Here is an 18,541-nt window from a genome sequence, read left to right on the forward strand (position 1 = left end):
TTTATCTTAGTTGCTTATCTATTAATGAAATTGTCTTCGCTGCCTTATCATAATCATTCTGCATCGTCACTTGAGTAATTGGAGTGTAACGTGCCAACTCACAATTTTCTAATATTGAAATAAAATTTGAAACCACATCAGTTTGAACTTGACGTTCTTGTAATAGACTTTCAATTTTTTCTTTATTAAAATCACTCGTTTCAATATTTAATTTTGCTTTTAAGTAATTATGAAGTGCCTTTTCTAGTGCCAAATAAAAAGCTTCTTTTTGTCCCATCGCTTTTTTAGCTTCTCCTAAATATTTTTTAGCTAAACGGTCTGCTTTTCTAATACGATTGCCTTGCACATCTGCATCACGTTCATCCTTTTTACGTCTTACTACAATAGCTAAAGGAATGGCTAAAAACGGTAACAATAACAATGACCAAAACCCAGTAGACTTAAAAAAGGGCTCTGATTTTAAAGGCAACCAATTTGAATTTGTTTTTATAAAAGCAAATGTGTTGGTATTGGGATTAACCGATTGTTTGGTATCAGTTGTTGGACTTTCAGCATTATCACTAGCTGCTGTAGGTCCTTCTAAAACATCAATAACAATGTCTGATGACGTAATGCGTTTGTAACTTTCTGTATCTAAATCAAAATATGAAAATGAAATCGTTGGCACAGGATATTTTCCTTTATATTGAGGTACAATAGTGTAAGTGTCCGAAATATCACCTTGCATTCCATTAATATTTGTACGAATATTCTCTTGATGCTCTGGTTCGTATACCTCTAATGAACTTGGTACGCTTAGCTTTGGTAATTCAAACAGTTTTAAATTTCCTTTTCCTGAAACTTCGATTTTTGCCTGGAGTGATTCTGTAGCATTCAACTGTGTTTTAGATGTAGAAACTTTGAAATTAAAATTACCCACAGCACCTTTAAAATCGGATGGCTTACCTTCTTCTGGAAGTGGTTTGACATTAATTATTCTACTACCTGCCGTTACTTCTTTTGGAATGTTGGTCATTAAGTGTCTTCCAAAAATATCTACTTTATCTGATGGTACTTCTGCTGTAATATCCATAACTAACGGCTCTATTTTCAGAGCTCCAGTTTTTTGGGGATAGAGCACTGTTTTTCTAAGCACAACGTAACGGTAATTTTCACCTTTAAATTTACCTTCTTGAACAGGAAGTCCTTTTATTTCAATATTCTGACTCCAAAAATCATTAAAGCGAGGAATTTCCTTTTCTCTCCAGTTGCTACTCACTCCGATTTCTTTGGAGACGTACAATTTGTAAACCACTGTTATAGCTTCATTTAAATAAGGGTTTGTATTTGAAACCTCAGCGACTAAATGAATTTTTTCTGTGGCAACATCTGAAGCCGCTGCATTTCCGTTCGGCGCACTTACGGCTTTAGTCACAGTAACAGTAACAGGAAATGTTTTATAAATTTCGCCATCAATTTCTATAGTAGCTTGTTTAATTGTGAAATTACCTTGTTTTTTTGGTGCTAAAAAATAGCTATATGTTTTAGAGAATGTACGTTTTCCATTTGAATATCTATTACTAACAGACGTATTTGGTCCACCAACAACATTAAAATTAGTAAAACTTGGAGGCACAAAATTGTCTCCATCCTGATTCATTTCAAAATCGATACGTAGACGTTCATTAATTCCTAGTTTATTCTTACTGACTTTTGCTTCAAATTTAACCTGCGCTGAAGCAATACTTGTGGCAAGTATTAGGAATACTATGGATATGTTTCTTATTAATTTCATTTATAATTTAGCATACTAACTACGACTGAATACTTTTAACCAATCATTACCAATCCTTATCCGTCTTAACCTTTGCTCCTTTTTGTTTTTCGGCATTCATTTTTTCTTGGACCTTTTGTTCTTGATTTTGCATCGCTTCTAAAATATTCTTTATCTGCTGAGGAGACATTTGTCCAGGCTGCGGTTTAGGTTGTTGGTTATTATCCTTGTTGTCTTCCTTTCCTTTACCATCATCCTTTTTATCGTCCTTTGGTTTTCCGTCTTCATCCTTATCCTTATCTCCGTCTTTTTTATCCTGGTCTCCTTCGTCCTTCTTATCTTGGTCGTCCTTTTGATCTTTATTGTCTTTGTTTTCGTCCTCTTTTTTTTGCTCGTCTTCTTTGTCTTGTTCTTGGTCTTTGTTTTCGTCCTTTTTATCATCTTCACCTCCACCATCATCCTTTTGTTGATCAGCACATTCTTTTGCTAAAGCAAAATTATAGCGCGATTCTTCATCAAATGGATTGTTTCTTAAAGCATTTTTATAAGCTTCTACCGCTTCTTTGCATTGCTCATTTTGCATTAAGATATTACCAATATTATGAAATGCTCTGTGTTTTTCATCTTTAGTGGTGGCATTAATTGCGGCTTCTTGACTTCTAAATAAGGCTTCGTCAAAGCTCCCTTTTTTATAATACGAATGTGCTAAATTATAAGCTCCTGTCGCTTTGTTTGGCGCCTCTGAAATGGCTTTTCTATATTCCATTTCGGCTTCTACATAGTTATCTTCACTGACCAATTCATTGGCTTTATAAACCAAATTAGTGGCGTTTCTATCGGCTTTTAGTTGTTCTTTATTGAGATCTTGGGAAAACCCAAAACTTCCAACTAAAACTGTAATAAGTAGTATATAAAATTTCATATGTATCTCTTAATTATGAAAACGACCTCTAAATTACTAAAGCCCTAACAGACTTAGCGTTAAAAAAAATTTAAAAATTCTAATTCGTTCGCTTCTATTTTTTCAAAAAAGTCTCATTGAACATATTCAATACATAACCTTTCAATTTATTCTTTTAGATATATGTTTCATTAAATAAATTCAACTTCGTTAACCAAGCTGTTTTTCGTTCTAAAAAGAAGATATCAATAAAGAGTAATAGAATTCCGAAAGCCAAAAACCACTGAAATTGATCTTTAAAATCTGCAATTTGCTTCGACTCAAATTCTTGTTTGTCCATTTTATCTAATTCCTCTTTTATTGTATTAACAACCTCTGCCGTATTGCTTCCATTAATGTAAATTCCATTAGCTTCTGCGGCAATTTCCTTTAAAGTAGATTCATCTAATCGTGTAATTACCGTTTCCCCTTGGTTGTCTTTTTTATAATTTAAAACAACACCATTACGTTTAATAGGAATTGGACCTCCTTTAATATCACCAACACCTATAGTTAAAATTCTTATTCCTTGCTCTGCTGCTTCTTCAGCAATACTTATAGCTTCTCCATCATGATCTTCTCCATCTGAAATAATGATTAAAACACGATTGGCTTGGTTTTCGTTATCAAAATATGTTTTTGAAAGTTGAATCGCTTCACTGATGGCTGTTCCTTGAGAAGACATCATATCAGTATTCATATTTTGTAAAAACATTTTTGCCGACGCATGGTCTGTTGTAATTGGTAATTGCGGAAATGCTTTACCTGCATAAGCGATAATCCCAACACGATCACTCACTAAACTGTTTACAATTTGCGTCACTAACTGTTTTGATTTATCTAAACGATTAGGCGCAATATCTTCAGCCAACATACTTTTTGACACATCTACTGCAAAAACCACATCTACTCCTTCACTCCGAATCGTTTCTAACTTGGTTCCAATCTTGGGGTTTACTAATGCCAATGACAAACAAGCAAAAGCACAGCAAAGCACAAAAACTTTTAAAACACTTTTAAATAACGATTGATTAGGGCTCAAACGCTTTAACAAGGCAGAATCTGCAAATTTTTTCTGTACAGAACGCCTCCAAATCTGAAGCGCTATAAACAGTAAAATGATTACTGGAATTACCAATAACGTCCAAAACCATATGTTTTCATCTAATCTAAACAAAGCTTCTAAATTTTGTGTATTTCAATATTAATTCTATTAATAATAACAATCCTGCCAATAGTACTAATGGTCTATATTTTTCGTCGTAATTGTAATATTTTGTTTCTTCAACTTCCGTTTTTTCGAGCTTGTTGATTTCGTCATAAATTTCGGCTAACTTATCATTATTTGTGGCTCTAAAATACTTTCCACCAGTTTCTAACGCAATTTCTTTTAATAAGGCCTCATCAATTTCTACTTGCATACGACCATATCTGAAGGTTCCATTAGAATTAAAGCCAATTGGAGATAATGCCATTCCGTTTGTACCTAAACCAATAGCATAAACCTTAATACCATACTCTACAGCCAATTCACTCGCAATTTTCGGATCTATAAACCCTGAGTTATTGACACCATCCGTAAGTAAAATAATAACTTTACTTTTAGCTCTACTATCTTTTAAGCGGTTGACAGACGTTGCTAAACCCATACCAATTGCCGTTCCTCCTTCAATGATGGAATTGTAATTAATATCTCTTAGAGACCTTTTCACAATTGATTTATCACTTGTAATTGGTGTCTTCGTATAAGCTTCACCAGCATATTCTACTAAACCAATTCGGTCATTAGGACGACCATCAATAAAATCGGCAGCCACTTCTTTTAAAGCATCTAATCGATTAGGACGTAAATCTTTTGCTAACATACTTGCCGAAACATCAATTGCCATTACAATGTCTATTCCGCTAGTAGTTTTGGTTTTTGTAGATACATCAACTGTTCTTGGTCTTGCTATGGCTACAATTAAGAGCGCTAAAGCAATTAAGCGTAAGACAAAAAGTAGATGTCTAAAATTGATCCAAAAAGAAGACGCCCCTTTGAATCCTTTAATGCTTGACATTTTTAACTCTGCGGTTTGTTTACTATGTTTAAGAACATACCAAACTATAGCTATTGGTAAAAGCAACAGCAACCAGAAAAATTCTTTATTTAAAAATTGTATATTCTCTAACATTATTCTTTCTCTTCTTCAGTATCTTCAGATTTAAGCTCTATAGAGTTTGTAATCCGTTCAATCATTTCATCTGCATAATCATCGTCTTTAGACCATGTTATTACAATTTGTTGCAATACATTTTCATTAGAAAAACATAATAACAGATACTCTGCATTTATTACATCATCTGTTCCAGGTGCTTTAAGGTTTAAGGTACCAAATGTTTTTAGGCCTTCGGCATTATTAGGCGTAATAAACTTATCCGTTTTAACCGTAATATCTGTAGCTCCTTTTGCTTCAAAACCTTTAATGGATTCTTCAGACACCTTTAACAAATCGAATGTTGGTTTATCTGTACTTTCAGCTTGTGGTGCTTGTTTTGGCACTTTAAGCGTTGTTGTATTTATAACGACACTAAAGACATCTAACATGGTGCCATATGCAAAAGTCGTCATGTTGAGTTGCTCCTTAGCCTCTTCAGGAATTGGAGATTCTACACGTTTTAAAACTCTAGGGGTCTCAATCCAAACTGGCGGAAAGCCATAAGCACTTTTAACCCAATCGCCTTCTAACAATTCTTTACTTTCATGTCCAATAATAGTATCTTTTACATAACCAAAGCCATATTTTACACCAAAGCCTACAAAAGTTGCAATGATTAGAAATAACGAAATACCAATGGTAATCCAAATTTTTACACGCTTCTTTTTGCGCTCTTGTGCTTCTTTATATTTTTGATCTAATAATTTTTCTTCTTCGGAAGGTTCTGGCAAGCTTACTTTAACGTTATCAATAGCTTTGTCTATAGTAGATTTATCCATTTCTGCAAGTGCAGTATCTGGTGCAGACTTAGCAAACTTAACTAAATCGGCACGTTGCAATATGGATTCGATATGTAAGATGGTTTCTTTTGAAAGGGGAACTTGATTCCCTTCTTTCAACAACTTTAATCGAGCAACAAGTTCTGATGTTGTACTTTCTAATGCACGATCATACACCTTTTCATCTAAATATTTTCTAATGATAAAGGTAAGTTCCGAATAATATTCCTTGACTTCAGAACGCATTAAAAGCTGACTTTCATCGAGTTTCTGTAATGCTAATTTTGCACGATCATAAGGTGGTAACAATGCTATTTCTTCTTCCTCAGTTAACGGCTTTGTTCTCCAAATAAACCAATACAGTAAAAATGCAACTAGCGCAATAACTAACAATGCAATTAAAACCCATTTCCACCAATCACTTCCACTTTCTTCGACTTCGATAATAGGTTTAATATCATAGAGTTTCTGTTTGGTTGTATCAACTTCTATGGTGTTTACTTCAACTTTTAAAGAATCTGTAAAAAAGGGTTGATCACCAATTATAATTTTTTGTCTCGGAATTGTATAAGCACCAGAATCGAATTGTGTTAGCTTATAAATTCTTGATAATAGAAACTTCGCTTCACGTTTTGTAGTGTCTATTTTTAACGCTTCAACATTTTCTAAAGGCATAAAAGTTTGGCCTTCTGGAAATACAACTAAAGCCAATGAATCTGCTTCTACATTAATTTTATAGTTGATTTGCTCACCAATTCTAATCTTAGTCGTGTCTATTTCCGTTGAAACTTGAGCTGAAGAGAAAAAAGAACCAAGAAAAAAGATCATCGAAAACAAACCGAAGACGGAAGACCGAAGACGGAAGACTGATGCGTCCTTATTTTTAGTTAATATGCTACTTATATATTTTAAACTTTTCACTTTACGTTTCTTGCTTTATACTTTTTACTTTTCACTTCCTAGTAATTATCATCTGTGTTTAAAATAGCCTAAGAGTTTTTTCACATAGCTCTCATCAACACGGCAATCAATAACTCCAGCGCCAGATTTCGCAAAACTGTCTTTAAAGTAACTCACTTTTTCGTTATAAAATTTACTGTAATTCTGTCTTACTTTTTTAGAAGCCGTATTTACAAGCATCATTTCACCTGTTTCTACATCTTCCATTTGCACCATTCCTATATTTGGAATTTCTTCTTCGTGCTTATCGTATACTCTAATTCCGGTAATATCGTGCCTGCCAGATGCAATTTTAAGATTCTGCTTGTAATCATCTCCAACAAAATCGGACAAGACAAAAACAATTGCCTTTTTCTTCATAACGTTAGATAAAAACTTAAGCCCTTCTGCTATGTTGGTGTTTTTACTTTTAGACTCGTGCTCTAACAATTCGCGAATTATTCTTAACACATGAGAACGTCCTTTTTTAGGCGGAATGTAAAGTTCTATTTGATCCGAGAATAAAATTAGCCCAATTTTATCATTGTTTTGAGTTGCTGAAAACGCTAATGTTGCTGCGATTTCAGTAACTATTTCATCTTTAAACTGATTTTTTGTTCCAAACAACTCACTTCCCGAAACATCTGCCATAAGCATCATGGTAAGCTCACGTTCTTCTTCAAAAACTTTAATGTGCGGCTGGTTGGTTCTTGCCGTAACATTCCAATCTATATTTCTAACATCATCACCAAATTGGTATTGGCGTACTTCAGAAAACGTCATACCACGACCTTTAAAGGTTGAGTGATATTCTCCTCCAAATATATGATCAGACAAACGACGTGTCTTAATCTCAATTTTTCGTACTTTTTTTAGAAGTTCTTTAGTATCCATTTTTTCAGTTTGCAGTGAGCAGTCTTCAGTTAGCAGTTACGTATAAATCAGAATTAGAGTTAGCCACTGCCAACTGAATACTGATTTATTGACCACCATTTATGGTACTTCGATTTCGTTTACAATCTTATTGATAATATCCTCCGAAGTGATGTTTTCTGCCTCAGCTTCATAAGTTATTCCAATTCTGTGGCGTAAAACGTCATGAACAATAGCACGTACATCTTCTGGAATCACATAACCTCTTCGTTTAATAAACGCATAACATTTAGCAGCGGTTGCTAAGTTTATACTTCCACGAGGTGAGGCTCCAAAAGAAATTAAAGGTTTTAAATCTCCTAGTTTATATTTTTCAGGATAACGTGTTGCAAAAATAATATCTAGGATATATTTTTCAATTTTCTCATCCATATAAACCTCTCTAACGGCATTTTGTGCGCTTAGAATCTGAGCAATAGACACCACAGGATTTACTTTTTCATAAGTCCCTCTTAAGTTGGCTCTTACAATTTGCTGTTCGTCATCTATGGTTGGATAATCTATAACTGTTTTCAACATAAAACGATCCACTTGTGCTTCTGGCAAAGGATAAGTTCCTTCTTGCTCAACTGGGTTCATCGTTGCCATTACTAAGAATGGCTTGTCTAGAATAAACGTTTCATCACCAATAGTGACTTGTTTTTCTTGCATTGCTTCAAGTAAAGCAGATTGCACTTTTGCTGGTGCTCTGTTTATCTCATCTGCTAAAACAAAATTGGCGAAGATTGGTCCTTTTTTAATAGTGAAGTCATTCTCCTTCATATTAAAAATCAATGTACCAACCACATCAGCAGGTAATAAATCTGGTGTAAACTGAATTCTACTAAAACTAGCATCAATTGCTTTTGAAAGCGTGTTAATAGCTAATGTTTTTGCCAAACCAGGTACACCTTCTAATAAAATATGACCTTGACCTAATAAACCGATGAGTAATCGCTCTACCATATGCTTTTGCCCAACTATAACCTTGTTCATTTCAAAGGTTAGTAAATCTACAAATGCACTTTCTCTTTCTATCTTTTCGTTAATTGATTTAATATCAACTGTACTCGTTTCTTCCATTATTTAAGGGTTTAAGAACAAAACTATGTTTTACACCAATTTCATTTTAAAATAATTTTTAATAAGAAATGGCTTCGTGTTTTTTAGAGCATGCAAAGTGTTAAAATTTTTTCTTAGTTGCTGTTAACAATTGGTTAAAAAAAAAGCAATACCGAAGTATTGCTCATTTAAAGTTCAGAACTCGCCTAAACGAGTTCTATTAATCATGGATTAGAATAATTAATATTGAATGTCTCTTATTTCTGTAGATATTTTTGCGTTTAATACCATCATATTATCAGAGGTATTAAAACTTATAGATTCATCAAGGTCTAGATCTATTACTATATCATATAAATGATTTGCTTCAAATTCTGAATTTACTATGTTTGAAGGTGTCGAATTACCTTTATCTGCAACATCCAAACTGAATAATGTTTGATTGATATTAATGAAGTTATTGTCATCTAAGACGATTCTAATTTCATAAATGTATGCTGATTCAATTTCAGAATAATCTACAAGTAATAATTGTGCATCATCATTAAGCGCACTAACATTATGAGTACCTGTGTTAATTGCATTTAAGCTAACCCAAGCATCTGTAGTACTTTTTTCTTGCTTTACTCGTACTTGCACATCTGCTATATCTAAGTAAACCTGATTAAGGTCTTGTGTTGTACTTTTTAAACTAACAGAAACTGCTGCTAATTGTGCATTGCTATCCGTATCATCTTTAGAGCAACTAGTAACGCTTACTAAAATGATAAATGTAAATACTAAAAATTTGATAGTTTGTAAATGTTTCATGATTTGGGGTATTGAATAATTACAGAACAATGATACTTCATTCGGTATGTTTTGAGTATTTTTATGCATGAATTGCACAAAAAACCATATAAACTGAAAAAAAAGTGAAATATTCTCGATTAATTGCAGGTACAATGACCTGGGGAAGCTGGGGTAAACAGCTCTCAAAAAAAGAGATAGAAGCTTTAATGAACTTCTGTATTACCAACCACATTACCACTTTCGATCATGCAGATATTTATGGCGCCTACACTACAGAAGCCGATTTTGGCCAAGCATTTAAAGGCTCTAGCATTAAGCGTGAAGACATTCAGTTAATTTCAAAATGTGGTATTCAAGAGCAATGTGGTAATCGAAATAACAAGGTTAAACATTATAATTACAGTAAAGATTATATTATTTGGTCTGTTGAAGACTCTCTAAAGCATCTAGAAACCGAATATTTAGATTTATTGTTACTACACAGACCAAGTCCATTAATGGTTGCTGAAGACATTGCTGAAGCGATAACCATTTTAAAGAAAGATGGAAAGATTAGAGATTTTGGTGTCTCTAATTTTACACCATCGCAAATGGACATGATTGGTTTACGCATGGATATTGACGTAAATCAAATAGAATTCTCATTAACTGAACATTCTGCTATGCACAATGGCACCTTAGATTACATGATGACTAATGGCATAAAACCAATGGCCTGGTCTCCTCTAGGGTCAGTATTTAAAAACGACAATGAACAAACCAGACGTATCCATAAGCAACTAGGTGCGTTACTGGATAAATACAATGCAACGGAAGATCAGTTGCTATTGGCTTGGATTATGAAACATCCATCACATATTCATCCTGTAGTTGGAACGACGACTAAAGAACGCTTGAAACTCGCCGTTGAGGCAGCGGATATTAAATTGGAATTGGAAGATTGGTTTTTAATATTAGAGGCCACACAAGGGTGTACGGTACCTTAACAATTTTACTATCTAAGACGCAGTTTTCAGTGACTTACTCGACACGATAATATTGTAAAGATTCTTGCCTTCGCAGGAATGACAGAACTATGAAAAAAATAGCATTAATCACAGGAGCAACAAGCGGTATTGGTAGAGCAACGGCTCACGAATTTGCAAAACATGGTATCAATTTAGTTTTATGTGGTCGCAGACAAGAACGCTTAGATAGTGTGCAAAAAGCCTTATCTAAAGAAGTAGATGTGCACACGTTGAATTTTGACGTTCGTGATAGAACTCAAACTTTAGAAGCGATTGCATCATTGCCAAAAGAGTTTCAGCAGATTGATATTTTAATCAACAACGCAGGAAATGCACATGGTTTAGATCCCATCCAAGCTGGAAATTTAGACGATTGGGATGCTATGATGGACATTAATGTAAAAGGATTGCTCTATGTGAGTAAAGCGATTATTCCTGGTATGACAGAACGCAACTCTGGACATATAATTAATATAGGATCTTCGGCCGGAAAAGAAGTGTACCCAAATGGAAATGTATATTGCGGCAGTAAACATGCTGTTTTAGCAATAACGGAAGGCATGCGAATTGATTTGAATCCTTTCGGAATTAAAGTTGGCGCCATTAATCCTGGTTTGGTAGAAACGGAATTTTCTGAAGTTAGATTTAAAGGCGATGCAGCAGCCGATAATGTCTATAAAGGCTATAAAGCTTTACAGGCAGAAGATATTGCGGAAGTCATTTATTTTGCGATCTCTAGACCTGCTCATGTGAATATTGCAGATGTGTTGATGTTTTGTACAGCTCAGGCCAATTCAACAACAGTAAAGAAATCTTTATAGTTTCTTCACTGTTGTTGAATATTATTTATTCTTATTAATTATTTTTTATTTCTACATCATGGCACATTATCGTTCATTTGAAGATTTAGAAGTTTACAAAAATGCTACAACATTTTGTGATGCTATTTGGGATATCATTATAAATACACCTTTACAAAAAGATTATAAATTGAGAGAACAAATAAATGGTTCTTCTGGTTCAATTATGGATAATATCGCTGAAGGATTCGGCAGAGGCGGAAATAAAGAATTTATTATGTTTTTGAGTTTTTCACGCGGCTCTTGTGCAGAAACCAAATCACAATTATTGCGTGTAAAAAACAGAAATCATATTACTGTCGAATTATATACTGAGCTTAATTCGAAAGCCGAAAACCTTATTGAGCAACTTTCAAAATTTATAAATTATTTAAAAAAATCTAATCGAAAAGGGCCAAAGTTCGATTAAGTCCTAATAAATAATAACAATAATTAATAGACAATAGTCCTTGATTAACAAAAGACTACTCATAAAGCACCTACTTGCTCACAACGATGAGAACAGTTTTTATGACAAAAAGCGAAAAATCAATATTAGTCAGAAAGAAGGAAAAGCTAAGTTCCTAAAGCATGTGTGTGCGCTTTCTAACAGCAACCCTAAAAACAACTCATTTATTGTTATTGGTGTAGAGGATGAAGATAATACGATAATTGGTGTCGATTTTTTTGATGACAGCAAAATTCAGAATCTTATTAATGCTTATCTCAACAATCCACCAATTGTACAATACGAAAATATTCCGTTTCCGCATTTATCAGATGATAAAGTAGTTGGCTTAGTCACCATTAGACCCATTGACGACATTACATCACTTAAAAAAAATATTTGGAAATATTATGGTGGCTCCGTCTTTTTTAGAGATGGTAGCATAAGCATGCCCAAGGTTTTTGATATTGAAATTAAAGATGTGAATTCTAAAATTGTGGCAGCCATAGAAAACCACGCACAAAATAGCATTGAATTAACGCTCGATGGTGTTTTCGATTTTATGAATAAGCGTCAGGATTTTAGCCCACAGTATAAAGTCTTTAAGGAATACTTTGTACTCTGTTGGTCTGGTGCCAAAAAACATGTAAAAAATGAGCTCTTCTTTTCTAGGGTAGATATCGAATTAATTAATGAACAAGTTCGTTTGTTTTATTCGGCCTTAGATGAAGTTTCCATTTCTTATACTGAAGATACTTTTAAAATAATCGAATATGTTAGGCTTGGTTTGCATCAATCTTATAAATATTACCAACTTGAAGAAACCATTATTCACTTTGAAAATAATGGGAACTACTCTATTGAAGTCAACCTTATTTTTGAACCACCACAGTTTGATAAAAAAGTGTTGCATCATATTTATAATGCTAATAATGCAGTTTTAGAAAAACTCGAAAAAAAGCGAGGCTTATCAAAAAATGAAATTGATGATTTAAAAAATTTAGCAGCTAGTTATTTAATATGTTATCTCAACGGATTTGAAGATGCCTTAATAAAATTAGACATCATTAAACCATATATAAAGGACTACAATTTAGAGCTCTACTATTCTTACAAAGAAACCATGCGTATTTTAAGAAAAGTAAGATATAGTTAGTTAGTCGGAAATAATAGATTTTTCATCCCGTTTTTTGGTATTTTATCGGAAGATACACCAAAACAATACTGATTATACATTTTTTTCGACCATTCATCATAAATTTTGCTAGCCATAGAAAATATTATCCATATTTGTAGTGCTATTAATCAATTACCAAACCTTGTTTCTCTAAAGCCAAAAGCTCTAAATTGAAACAAGGTTTTTTTATGCTTTTAAATGAAATCCAGTAATTTTTGCTCACTAGGAATAATCCCTTCGGCAGAAACATCCATCCAGCGTGAGAGAATTGTAGAATAAACTGATCTAAAATCTATATTAAATTTTAAATCACCATTGGCATCCAAATCGCTTAAACTCGCTAAGTCATTATAAAACCCTGCTTTCTTTAGGTCTTTACCAATGACAAACACATTATTAGCCGAACCATGATCCGTTCCATTAGCGGCATTTTGTTTAACGCGTCTTCCAAATTCGGAAAAGGTTAAGATTAACGTATTTTCAAAAGTGTTGTTTCGTTTCAAATCCTTAACAAAGGCCGAAATACTTTCTGCATACTGTGATAACAAACGCGTTTGTTTATTATTTTGATTGGCATGTGTATCAAATCCACTTAAAGAGGTATAAAATACTTTTGTGTCTAATCCAGAATTAATAAATTGAGATACATTTTTAAGTTGCTTAGCAAACCCATTTTGAGGATAGGTTTCCTGTGACGAATTTATATTCGTATTTTCAAAAATATACTGGGCAGAAGACTTTGCTTCAATCATCGTTTGGTACAAATACCCTAAATTATGTTCACTTAAATGCGCATCGTTATAATGGTTGATTACACTCTTAAAATAAGGGTCTTTGGCTGAATTGTAAAGCACTTTATAATCGTTAGTTGCAATCCCATTAAAGTGCTCTCCTTTCATAGCTAAACTGAGTTGTTCATCCATTTCCATGGCATTGTATGGCTTTTTTCCATGCAGATCTAAATAGCGTCCTAACCAACCACTTTGTAAATATTCTTCTGAGCCACTTGCGGTTTGCCAAATATCCATAGATCTGAAGTGTGATCGCACAGGGTTTGGATAACCAACATTATTGATAATAGATAGTTCACCATTATCATACAAAGAGCGCAATGGACCCAAGCTAGGATGAAATCCTAAATCGTCAGTTAATTTTAGAATACCTTTAGTGATTGCTAATTTTGGCCTTGCTTTGTAATACAAATCATTGTTATGTGGAATTATGGTATTTAACCCATCATTTCCACCAGCCAATTGCACAATTACCAAACGTTTATAACCTAATTGTTCTTTGGCTACAGACTCAAATGCTTTTACAAAATTAGGCACAAAAAACAAGCTGCTTGCTAAGGCTGAATTCTTAAGAAATTTTCGTCTATCCATAACTAACACATTTGATATTCTGGTAAGGACATTAACTGAACGCAATACTCTCGTTTAGACACTTTACTCAGCGTTTGCAAATAATCTGCCGTTCCTTTATTAATTGCTCCTTGAATGATATAATCTTGAAGCTCTTCAGTAGGAACCGCTTCAAAATTCTCTAAAAAAGTAGTCCAATCTGGTGTGGTTTTAAAAGGTAATCTACCCTTGTGCTTTGTCATGAATTTCTTTTTAAATTCATCATACTTACCTGAAGCAATTACAGCGTTATTCAAAATTACGGAAGGCAATTTTAAACGTATCATAATAGTATTGGCATCAATCCAAGCTTTATCACCTTTCCAACCAGCGACATTTGGAGGATCTAATAAGGTTTGACCGAGGATTTTTTGAATTTTAAAAAGATCTTTTTCTTTTTCAAATGTAACAGGAACTGTATTAGTAAGGCCTACTAAATATTCTATTGGCGATTTTATTTTTGAACCCATATTTACCTCATCATAAAACCAATCTGACAGAAACACAAAACGCATTAAGTTTTCGATATTATAATCTTTAAAAAACACCTCAGTCATCGCGTTGATATGTTTTTTATTCGGTTTTGGATTTACAAAATAACGGTAGATTTTATCTGAAATATAGGCGGCACATTGTTTGTTTTCGAGAATAATATCGATAATATCATCTCCATCATAATTTCCTATATGATTAAAAAATAGCTTAGAGTTATTATCATGATGATTTTCTTTATGTACAAAATTCCCTCCAAAATCATGATTATAGCCTGTAAAGGCCCTCGCACATTCTTTTATGTCTTTTTCAGAATACTGTCCTTCTCCTAATGTAAACAACTCCATTAATTCCCGTGCAAAATTCTCATTAGGTCTAGCTTTTTTATTTTGCTTTCCATTGAGATATCTAAGCATTGCGGCTTCTTTAGAAATAGCTTTTACAAAATCTCTAAAATCACCTAGCGCAAAGTACCTAAGCGTATTATTGTATTGCTCAGCATATAATGGATTTCTCTCTCTGCATACAAAATGATTCGCCCAAAACAACGTCATGCGTTCTCTAAGTAACTCACTAGGATTAACTAATCGTTTCACCCAAGCGACATTGAACTCCAAAATTTTCTTTACTCCTTTTTGATTAATTTCTCTCGCTAATTCCGGGAAGTTTTTAAGATCAATTGGTTTAATACCATCTAAATATGACAGATCCATATTTAGTGGAGTAAAAGCCTTCGAAGACTCAAAAAGTGCTTCAACTACCGATGCCCTATGTTTAGATAGGGTCACATTAGACTTTGGGTGTATTCCAAAGCCTGCGCGCCAATACAAATGCTGAAGTTGTTGCTGTGTCATATATAATAAGACTTCATATGTCCCTAATGGTTTAACCCACAGTTCTTAAAATAAGAAAAACCGTCTATATTATAAACGGTTTTAAAAATTAAATATTTTTGAATCAGCAATAAATCTAAAAAATCAATTTATAAATCTTGATATTAAATCGCGATTTCCGATTGTAAAAACGAGACCAAATCCTATGGAATGATACTTTCCTTTACCAAAAAAATCATCTAACTGAGATGGCACGTCAATGTTTGTCTTACTGACATTATAAGCATAATCGACATAAATCATAAAATGACTCGCCAACTCATAATGAAGGTATACTCCATAACGATTTAACTTGGCTGAATCATGTTGTTCAGCAATATCAGCCGTGCTAAACCCTGTGTTTTTATAATCTAAATCCCCATCAATAGACATATTAAGACCTAACCTTAATTTATCAGTCGGTAAAAACTCATAGCCAAAGTAGGCATAGTTTTCAGCAATTCTCGATTTTCTATAGCTTCCTAAAACGTCTTGATTTTTGACATCAAAATAGCTCGCGCCCGTTGCTAGTCCTATAAAAAAATGTTTATACACATACATCTGAAATTTAAAATCGATTCCAGATTTCCCCTCTAGACCTTTACCCATAAAATTATCACCGCTAGTAAAAGGCTTATGACCTCCTATCGTCATCGCAAAAAATCGTTGACGCTGTTCTGAATCAAAAAAGTCGCTTCCTATAGTCGTTTCAAACTCATTTTCAATAGCCAACTCTTGAGTAAAACCAATAGAACTATATAAGCAGATGCAGGTAAAACAAATAGCGTTAGTAATTGAACGTAAAGTCATAGTGGTCTTGATTAATGGTTATAAACTCTGTTTGTTCTGGTTCGTCATTTATAGAATAAGTGAACGTTACAACTTCACCTAATGGAAGACTAAATAACCAGTCAGTATCAGGATTGTTGTCATTGAGAAATTGGCCTAATACATGCTCTTGATAACACGAGCTTTGATATTCATTGAGTGTTGAACCATCATAATATTCTAAACAAAATCCATCTAAATATTTAAAACTATAGCTAAGCGTATTAGATGTACCACTTGTTCTAACTATATCGTAGTTAAAGGTTGCTGTTTTTTTTAAGTTTACTGTTTCTAGATTAAACGTTAAATCTAAAGGTGTATATTCTAAAGTATTCGTTTTATAGACATAGGTACTATACGTATCACCTCCATCTATTTCAATAGCAAAATCTTCATCCCCATCATATAATGAAATAACAGAAAAATGACCATTGGCATTACTATAACCTTCGCCTAAAATATATTGATTTTCACCACTACTATAATTACCGCGTTTGGTAAGCACACTAATTTTAGCCTCAGAAATAGGGACATTATCTTGGTCTTTAACAATGCCCTCAACTAAAATCCTGGTATTGTCTTCTAGTTGAACTTCACAACTTAAGACCGTCATTAAAAAACACGGTATTAAGAAGAATTTAAATAATAGTTTCATATGTTGAAATAGATCGGTTTTATAATAGATGCTATTTGTAAGAAAAGGTTGCGTACTACAATGTTAAAAAATACAAAGCCATATCTTTCGATATGGCTTTAAAATATTTAAAAATTTAACCTTAGCTTAAAGATCAAACTTAATCCCTTGTATTAATAATAATACCATTATTAAAAACAAACTTGAAATTTGTTTTTATGTTGCGCTACTAACCCATTCATATTCCATGTGTAAAATAACAGTTGCCCATTCTCCATTTGGCGTATAAAACTCTTTTTCTAAAGTTAAATAAACCACTCTATCCGCCCATGTAAAATCTATGAGTGTGGCTTGGTACGTTAACATAAAGTCTTCTTCATATTCATTTGGCGCTAGTAGAACACTTTCATTGTGTGAGTCAATACTCAATTCTCTAAAAACACCTTTATCCCTTAAGCAATTAGAATATTCTTGATAATTATTAAAATTATTGGAATAAGGAATATCAAAAGCTATTTCCTGAATGTTTCTTTTAATTATAGTGCAATCATAAGACTCCAAATGTTTGGACATATTGCAATATTCAATTTCTTGAAAAAGATCAGTACCTGCTACACCATCACCATTTAAATCAATAGGGTTTTCAAGATAGGCTGCTCTAAGCTCATATCGCCCCAACAATTGATCTAAATAGGCTTGATTTTCAAGTTTGCCCTCATCATCCTGAGCGCATGACATGGATAGACCTAGAAATAATAGTAATGCTATTTTTTTCGTCATAATTAATATTAAACTAAAGTTTAAAATTTATTAAAAAATAATTGAACACCCTTAAAAAGGATGTTAAAATATTAATTTTCAGAAAATAACAAAACGCAAAACAAATATTAACGAACTCTTTTGAGACAAAAAAAGCCACATCTTTCGATATAGCTTTTATTTTTATTCATTAAAAGGAGGTGGCGGACAAACTGGATAGACAAATTCTTTTGGAATATTATCTCTATGGTTACTCTCATAAAACCCAAAAATATGCTTCCACCAACTTTTTAAAGCGTCGTCCTCACTAAATAAATAGGTAGCATCAACTACATAGTTAGCGCCTGTAATATCTATACTTATAATGGCAGCAAAAAAATATTCGAAACGCGTTTCATCTATTCTTCTCAAAGCAAATAAATTAAAAGCCCAATAGTTTGGATTAACCGAGGGTTCTATAAAACTGCCAATAATAATCTTATTTGGCTTTTTACCTATGACTTTTTTATAATCGAGTAATCTAGAATACGTCCATGTACCTTCAAGAGGTTTTAACGCTTTTAAATGTTCAATATCACCAATCTTTAGCCTATTCGTAAACGCGCTGCCAATAGAGTCAATTGCTTTAAAATCTATGCTGTCTTGCGCATTACCATTGCTTAAAAACAGTAATACAACGACGAACTTAAAAACGTGTAGATTCTTCAAAA

The 18,541-nt window shown here is 33.2% G+C and carries 18 protein-coding genes; 4 read left to right on the plus strand and 14 right to left on the minus strand.

The window, feature by feature from the left end:
* Position 1: 1 nt before the first annotated feature.
* The 8 genes from HM992_RS02325 to HM992_RS02360 form a co-directional block, all read right to left on the minus strand.
* Positions 2-1,774: a BatD family protein gene (locus tag HM992_RS02325; protein WP_179318554.1), complete on the minus strand. Its 1,773-nt coding sequence runs from the start codon at positions 1,772-1,774 to the stop codon at positions 2-4.
* Between the two features lie 46 nt (positions 1,775-1,820).
* On the minus strand, positions 1,821-2,675 hold the full coding sequence (locus HM992_RS02330) for a tetratricopeptide repeat protein (RefSeq protein ID WP_178986602.1): 855 nt from the start codon (positions 2,673-2,675) through the stop codon (positions 1,821-1,823).
* A 154-nt stretch (positions 2,676-2,829) separates the two neighbouring features.
* Positions 2,830-3,870 (minus strand): vWA domain-containing protein, encoded by a 1,041-nt coding sequence (locus HM992_RS02335; protein ID WP_178986601.1) that lies wholly within the window; start codon positions 3,868-3,870, stop codon positions 2,830-2,832.
* Entirely contained in the window at positions 3,863-4,867 is a 1,005-nt protein-coding gene (locus HM992_RS02340; protein ID WP_179318556.1) for a vWA domain-containing protein, read from the minus strand. Before HM992_RS02340 ends, HM992_RS02335 begins: the two co-directional genes overlap by 8 nt.
* Positions 4,867-6,498 (minus strand): hypothetical protein, encoded by a 1,632-nt coding sequence (locus HM992_RS02345; protein WP_179318558.1) that lies wholly within the window; start codon positions 6,496-6,498, stop codon positions 4,867-4,869. Before HM992_RS02345 ends, HM992_RS02340 begins: the two co-directional genes overlap by 1 nt.
* A gap of 141 nt (positions 6,499-6,639) precedes the next feature.
* Positions 6,640-7,503 carry a DUF58 domain-containing protein gene (locus HM992_RS02350; protein ID WP_178986599.1) on the minus strand — a complete coding sequence of 288 codons (864 nt, stop codon included), beginning with the start codon at positions 7,501-7,503 and terminating at the stop codon, positions 6,640-6,642.
* 99 nt (positions 7,504-7,602) lie between these two features.
* Positions 7,603-8,604 carry an AAA family ATPase gene (locus tag HM992_RS02355; protein ID WP_178986598.1) on the minus strand — a complete coding sequence of 334 codons (1,002 nt, stop codon included), beginning with the start codon at positions 8,602-8,604 and terminating at the stop codon, positions 7,603-7,605.
* 219 nt (positions 8,605-8,823) lie between these two features.
* Complete coding sequence (locus HM992_RS02360) at positions 8,824-9,393, minus strand: DUF4382 domain-containing protein (RefSeq protein ID WP_178986597.1); 570 nt, start codon at positions 9,391-9,393, stop codon at positions 8,824-8,826.
* A 104-nt stretch (positions 9,394-9,497) separates the two neighbouring features.
* Between HM992_RS02360 and HM992_RS02365 the strand changes: the two genes are divergently transcribed.
* The 4 genes from HM992_RS02365 to HM992_RS02380 all read left to right on the plus strand — a co-directional run bounded on the left by HM992_RS02365 (position 9,498) and on the right by HM992_RS02380 (position 12,825).
* A complete protein-coding gene (locus HM992_RS02365; protein WP_317167538.1) occupies positions 9,498-10,361 on the plus strand; it encodes an aldo/keto reductase in 864 nt (287 codons plus the stop codon).
* Positions 10,362-10,450: 89 nt separating this feature from the next.
* Complete coding sequence (locus tag HM992_RS02370; RefSeq protein ID WP_179318560.1) at positions 10,451-11,203, plus strand: SDR family NAD(P)-dependent oxidoreductase; 753 nt, start codon at positions 10,451-10,453, stop codon at positions 11,201-11,203.
* A gap of 58 nt (positions 11,204-11,261) precedes the next feature.
* Positions 11,262-11,651, plus strand: coding sequence for a four helix bundle protein (locus HM992_RS02375; RefSeq protein ID WP_179318562.1), 390 nt, complete (start codon positions 11,262-11,264; stop codon positions 11,649-11,651).
* 40 nt (positions 11,652-11,691) lie between these two features.
* Positions 11,692-12,825, plus strand: coding sequence for an ATP-binding protein (locus HM992_RS02380; protein WP_179318564.1), 1,134 nt, complete (start codon positions 11,692-11,694; stop codon positions 12,823-12,825).
* Between the two features lie 215 nt (positions 12,826-13,040).
* Here the strand turns inward: HM992_RS02380 and HM992_RS02385 are convergent, their stop codons facing one another.
* The 6 genes from HM992_RS02385 to HM992_RS02410 form a co-directional block, all read right to left on the minus strand.
* The gene (locus tag HM992_RS02385; RefSeq protein ID WP_179318566.1) at positions 13,041-14,228 is read right to left on the minus strand and encodes a DUF1501 domain-containing protein; all 1,188 of its coding nucleotides are present in this window, start codon (positions 14,226-14,228) and stop codon (positions 13,041-13,043) included.
* Between the two features lie 2 nt (positions 14,229-14,230).
* Positions 14,231-15,592, minus strand: coding sequence for a DUF1800 domain-containing protein (locus HM992_RS02390; RefSeq protein ID WP_179318568.1), 1,362 nt, complete (start codon positions 15,590-15,592; stop codon positions 14,231-14,233).
* Between the two features lie 123 nt (positions 15,593-15,715).
* On the minus strand, positions 15,716-16,420 hold the full coding sequence (locus HM992_RS02395) for a hypothetical protein (RefSeq protein WP_179318570.1): 705 nt from the start codon (positions 16,418-16,420) through the stop codon (positions 15,716-15,718).
* The gene (locus HM992_RS02400) at positions 16,398-17,093 is read right to left on the minus strand and encodes a carboxypeptidase-like regulatory domain-containing protein (protein ID WP_179318572.1); all 696 of its coding nucleotides are present in this window, start codon (positions 17,091-17,093) and stop codon (positions 16,398-16,400) included. Before HM992_RS02400 ends, HM992_RS02395 begins: the two co-directional genes overlap by 23 nt.
* Before the next feature lie 195 nt (positions 17,094-17,288).
* The gene (locus HM992_RS02405; protein ID WP_179318574.1) at positions 17,289-17,852 is read right to left on the minus strand and encodes a hypothetical protein; all 564 of its coding nucleotides are present in this window, start codon (positions 17,850-17,852) and stop codon (positions 17,289-17,291) included.
* 162 nt (positions 17,853-18,014) lie between these two features.
* A complete protein-coding gene (locus tag HM992_RS02410) occupies positions 18,015-18,539 on the minus strand; it encodes a hypothetical protein (protein WP_179318576.1) in 525 nt (174 codons plus the stop codon).
* Positions 18,540-18,541: the final 2 nt, after the last annotated feature.

Origin of the sequence: Winogradskyella helgolandensis (genome assembly GCF_013404085.1) — a bacterium.
GTDB lineage: Bacteria > Bacteroidota > Bacteroidia > Flavobacteriales > Flavobacteriaceae > Winogradskyella > Winogradskyella helgolandensis.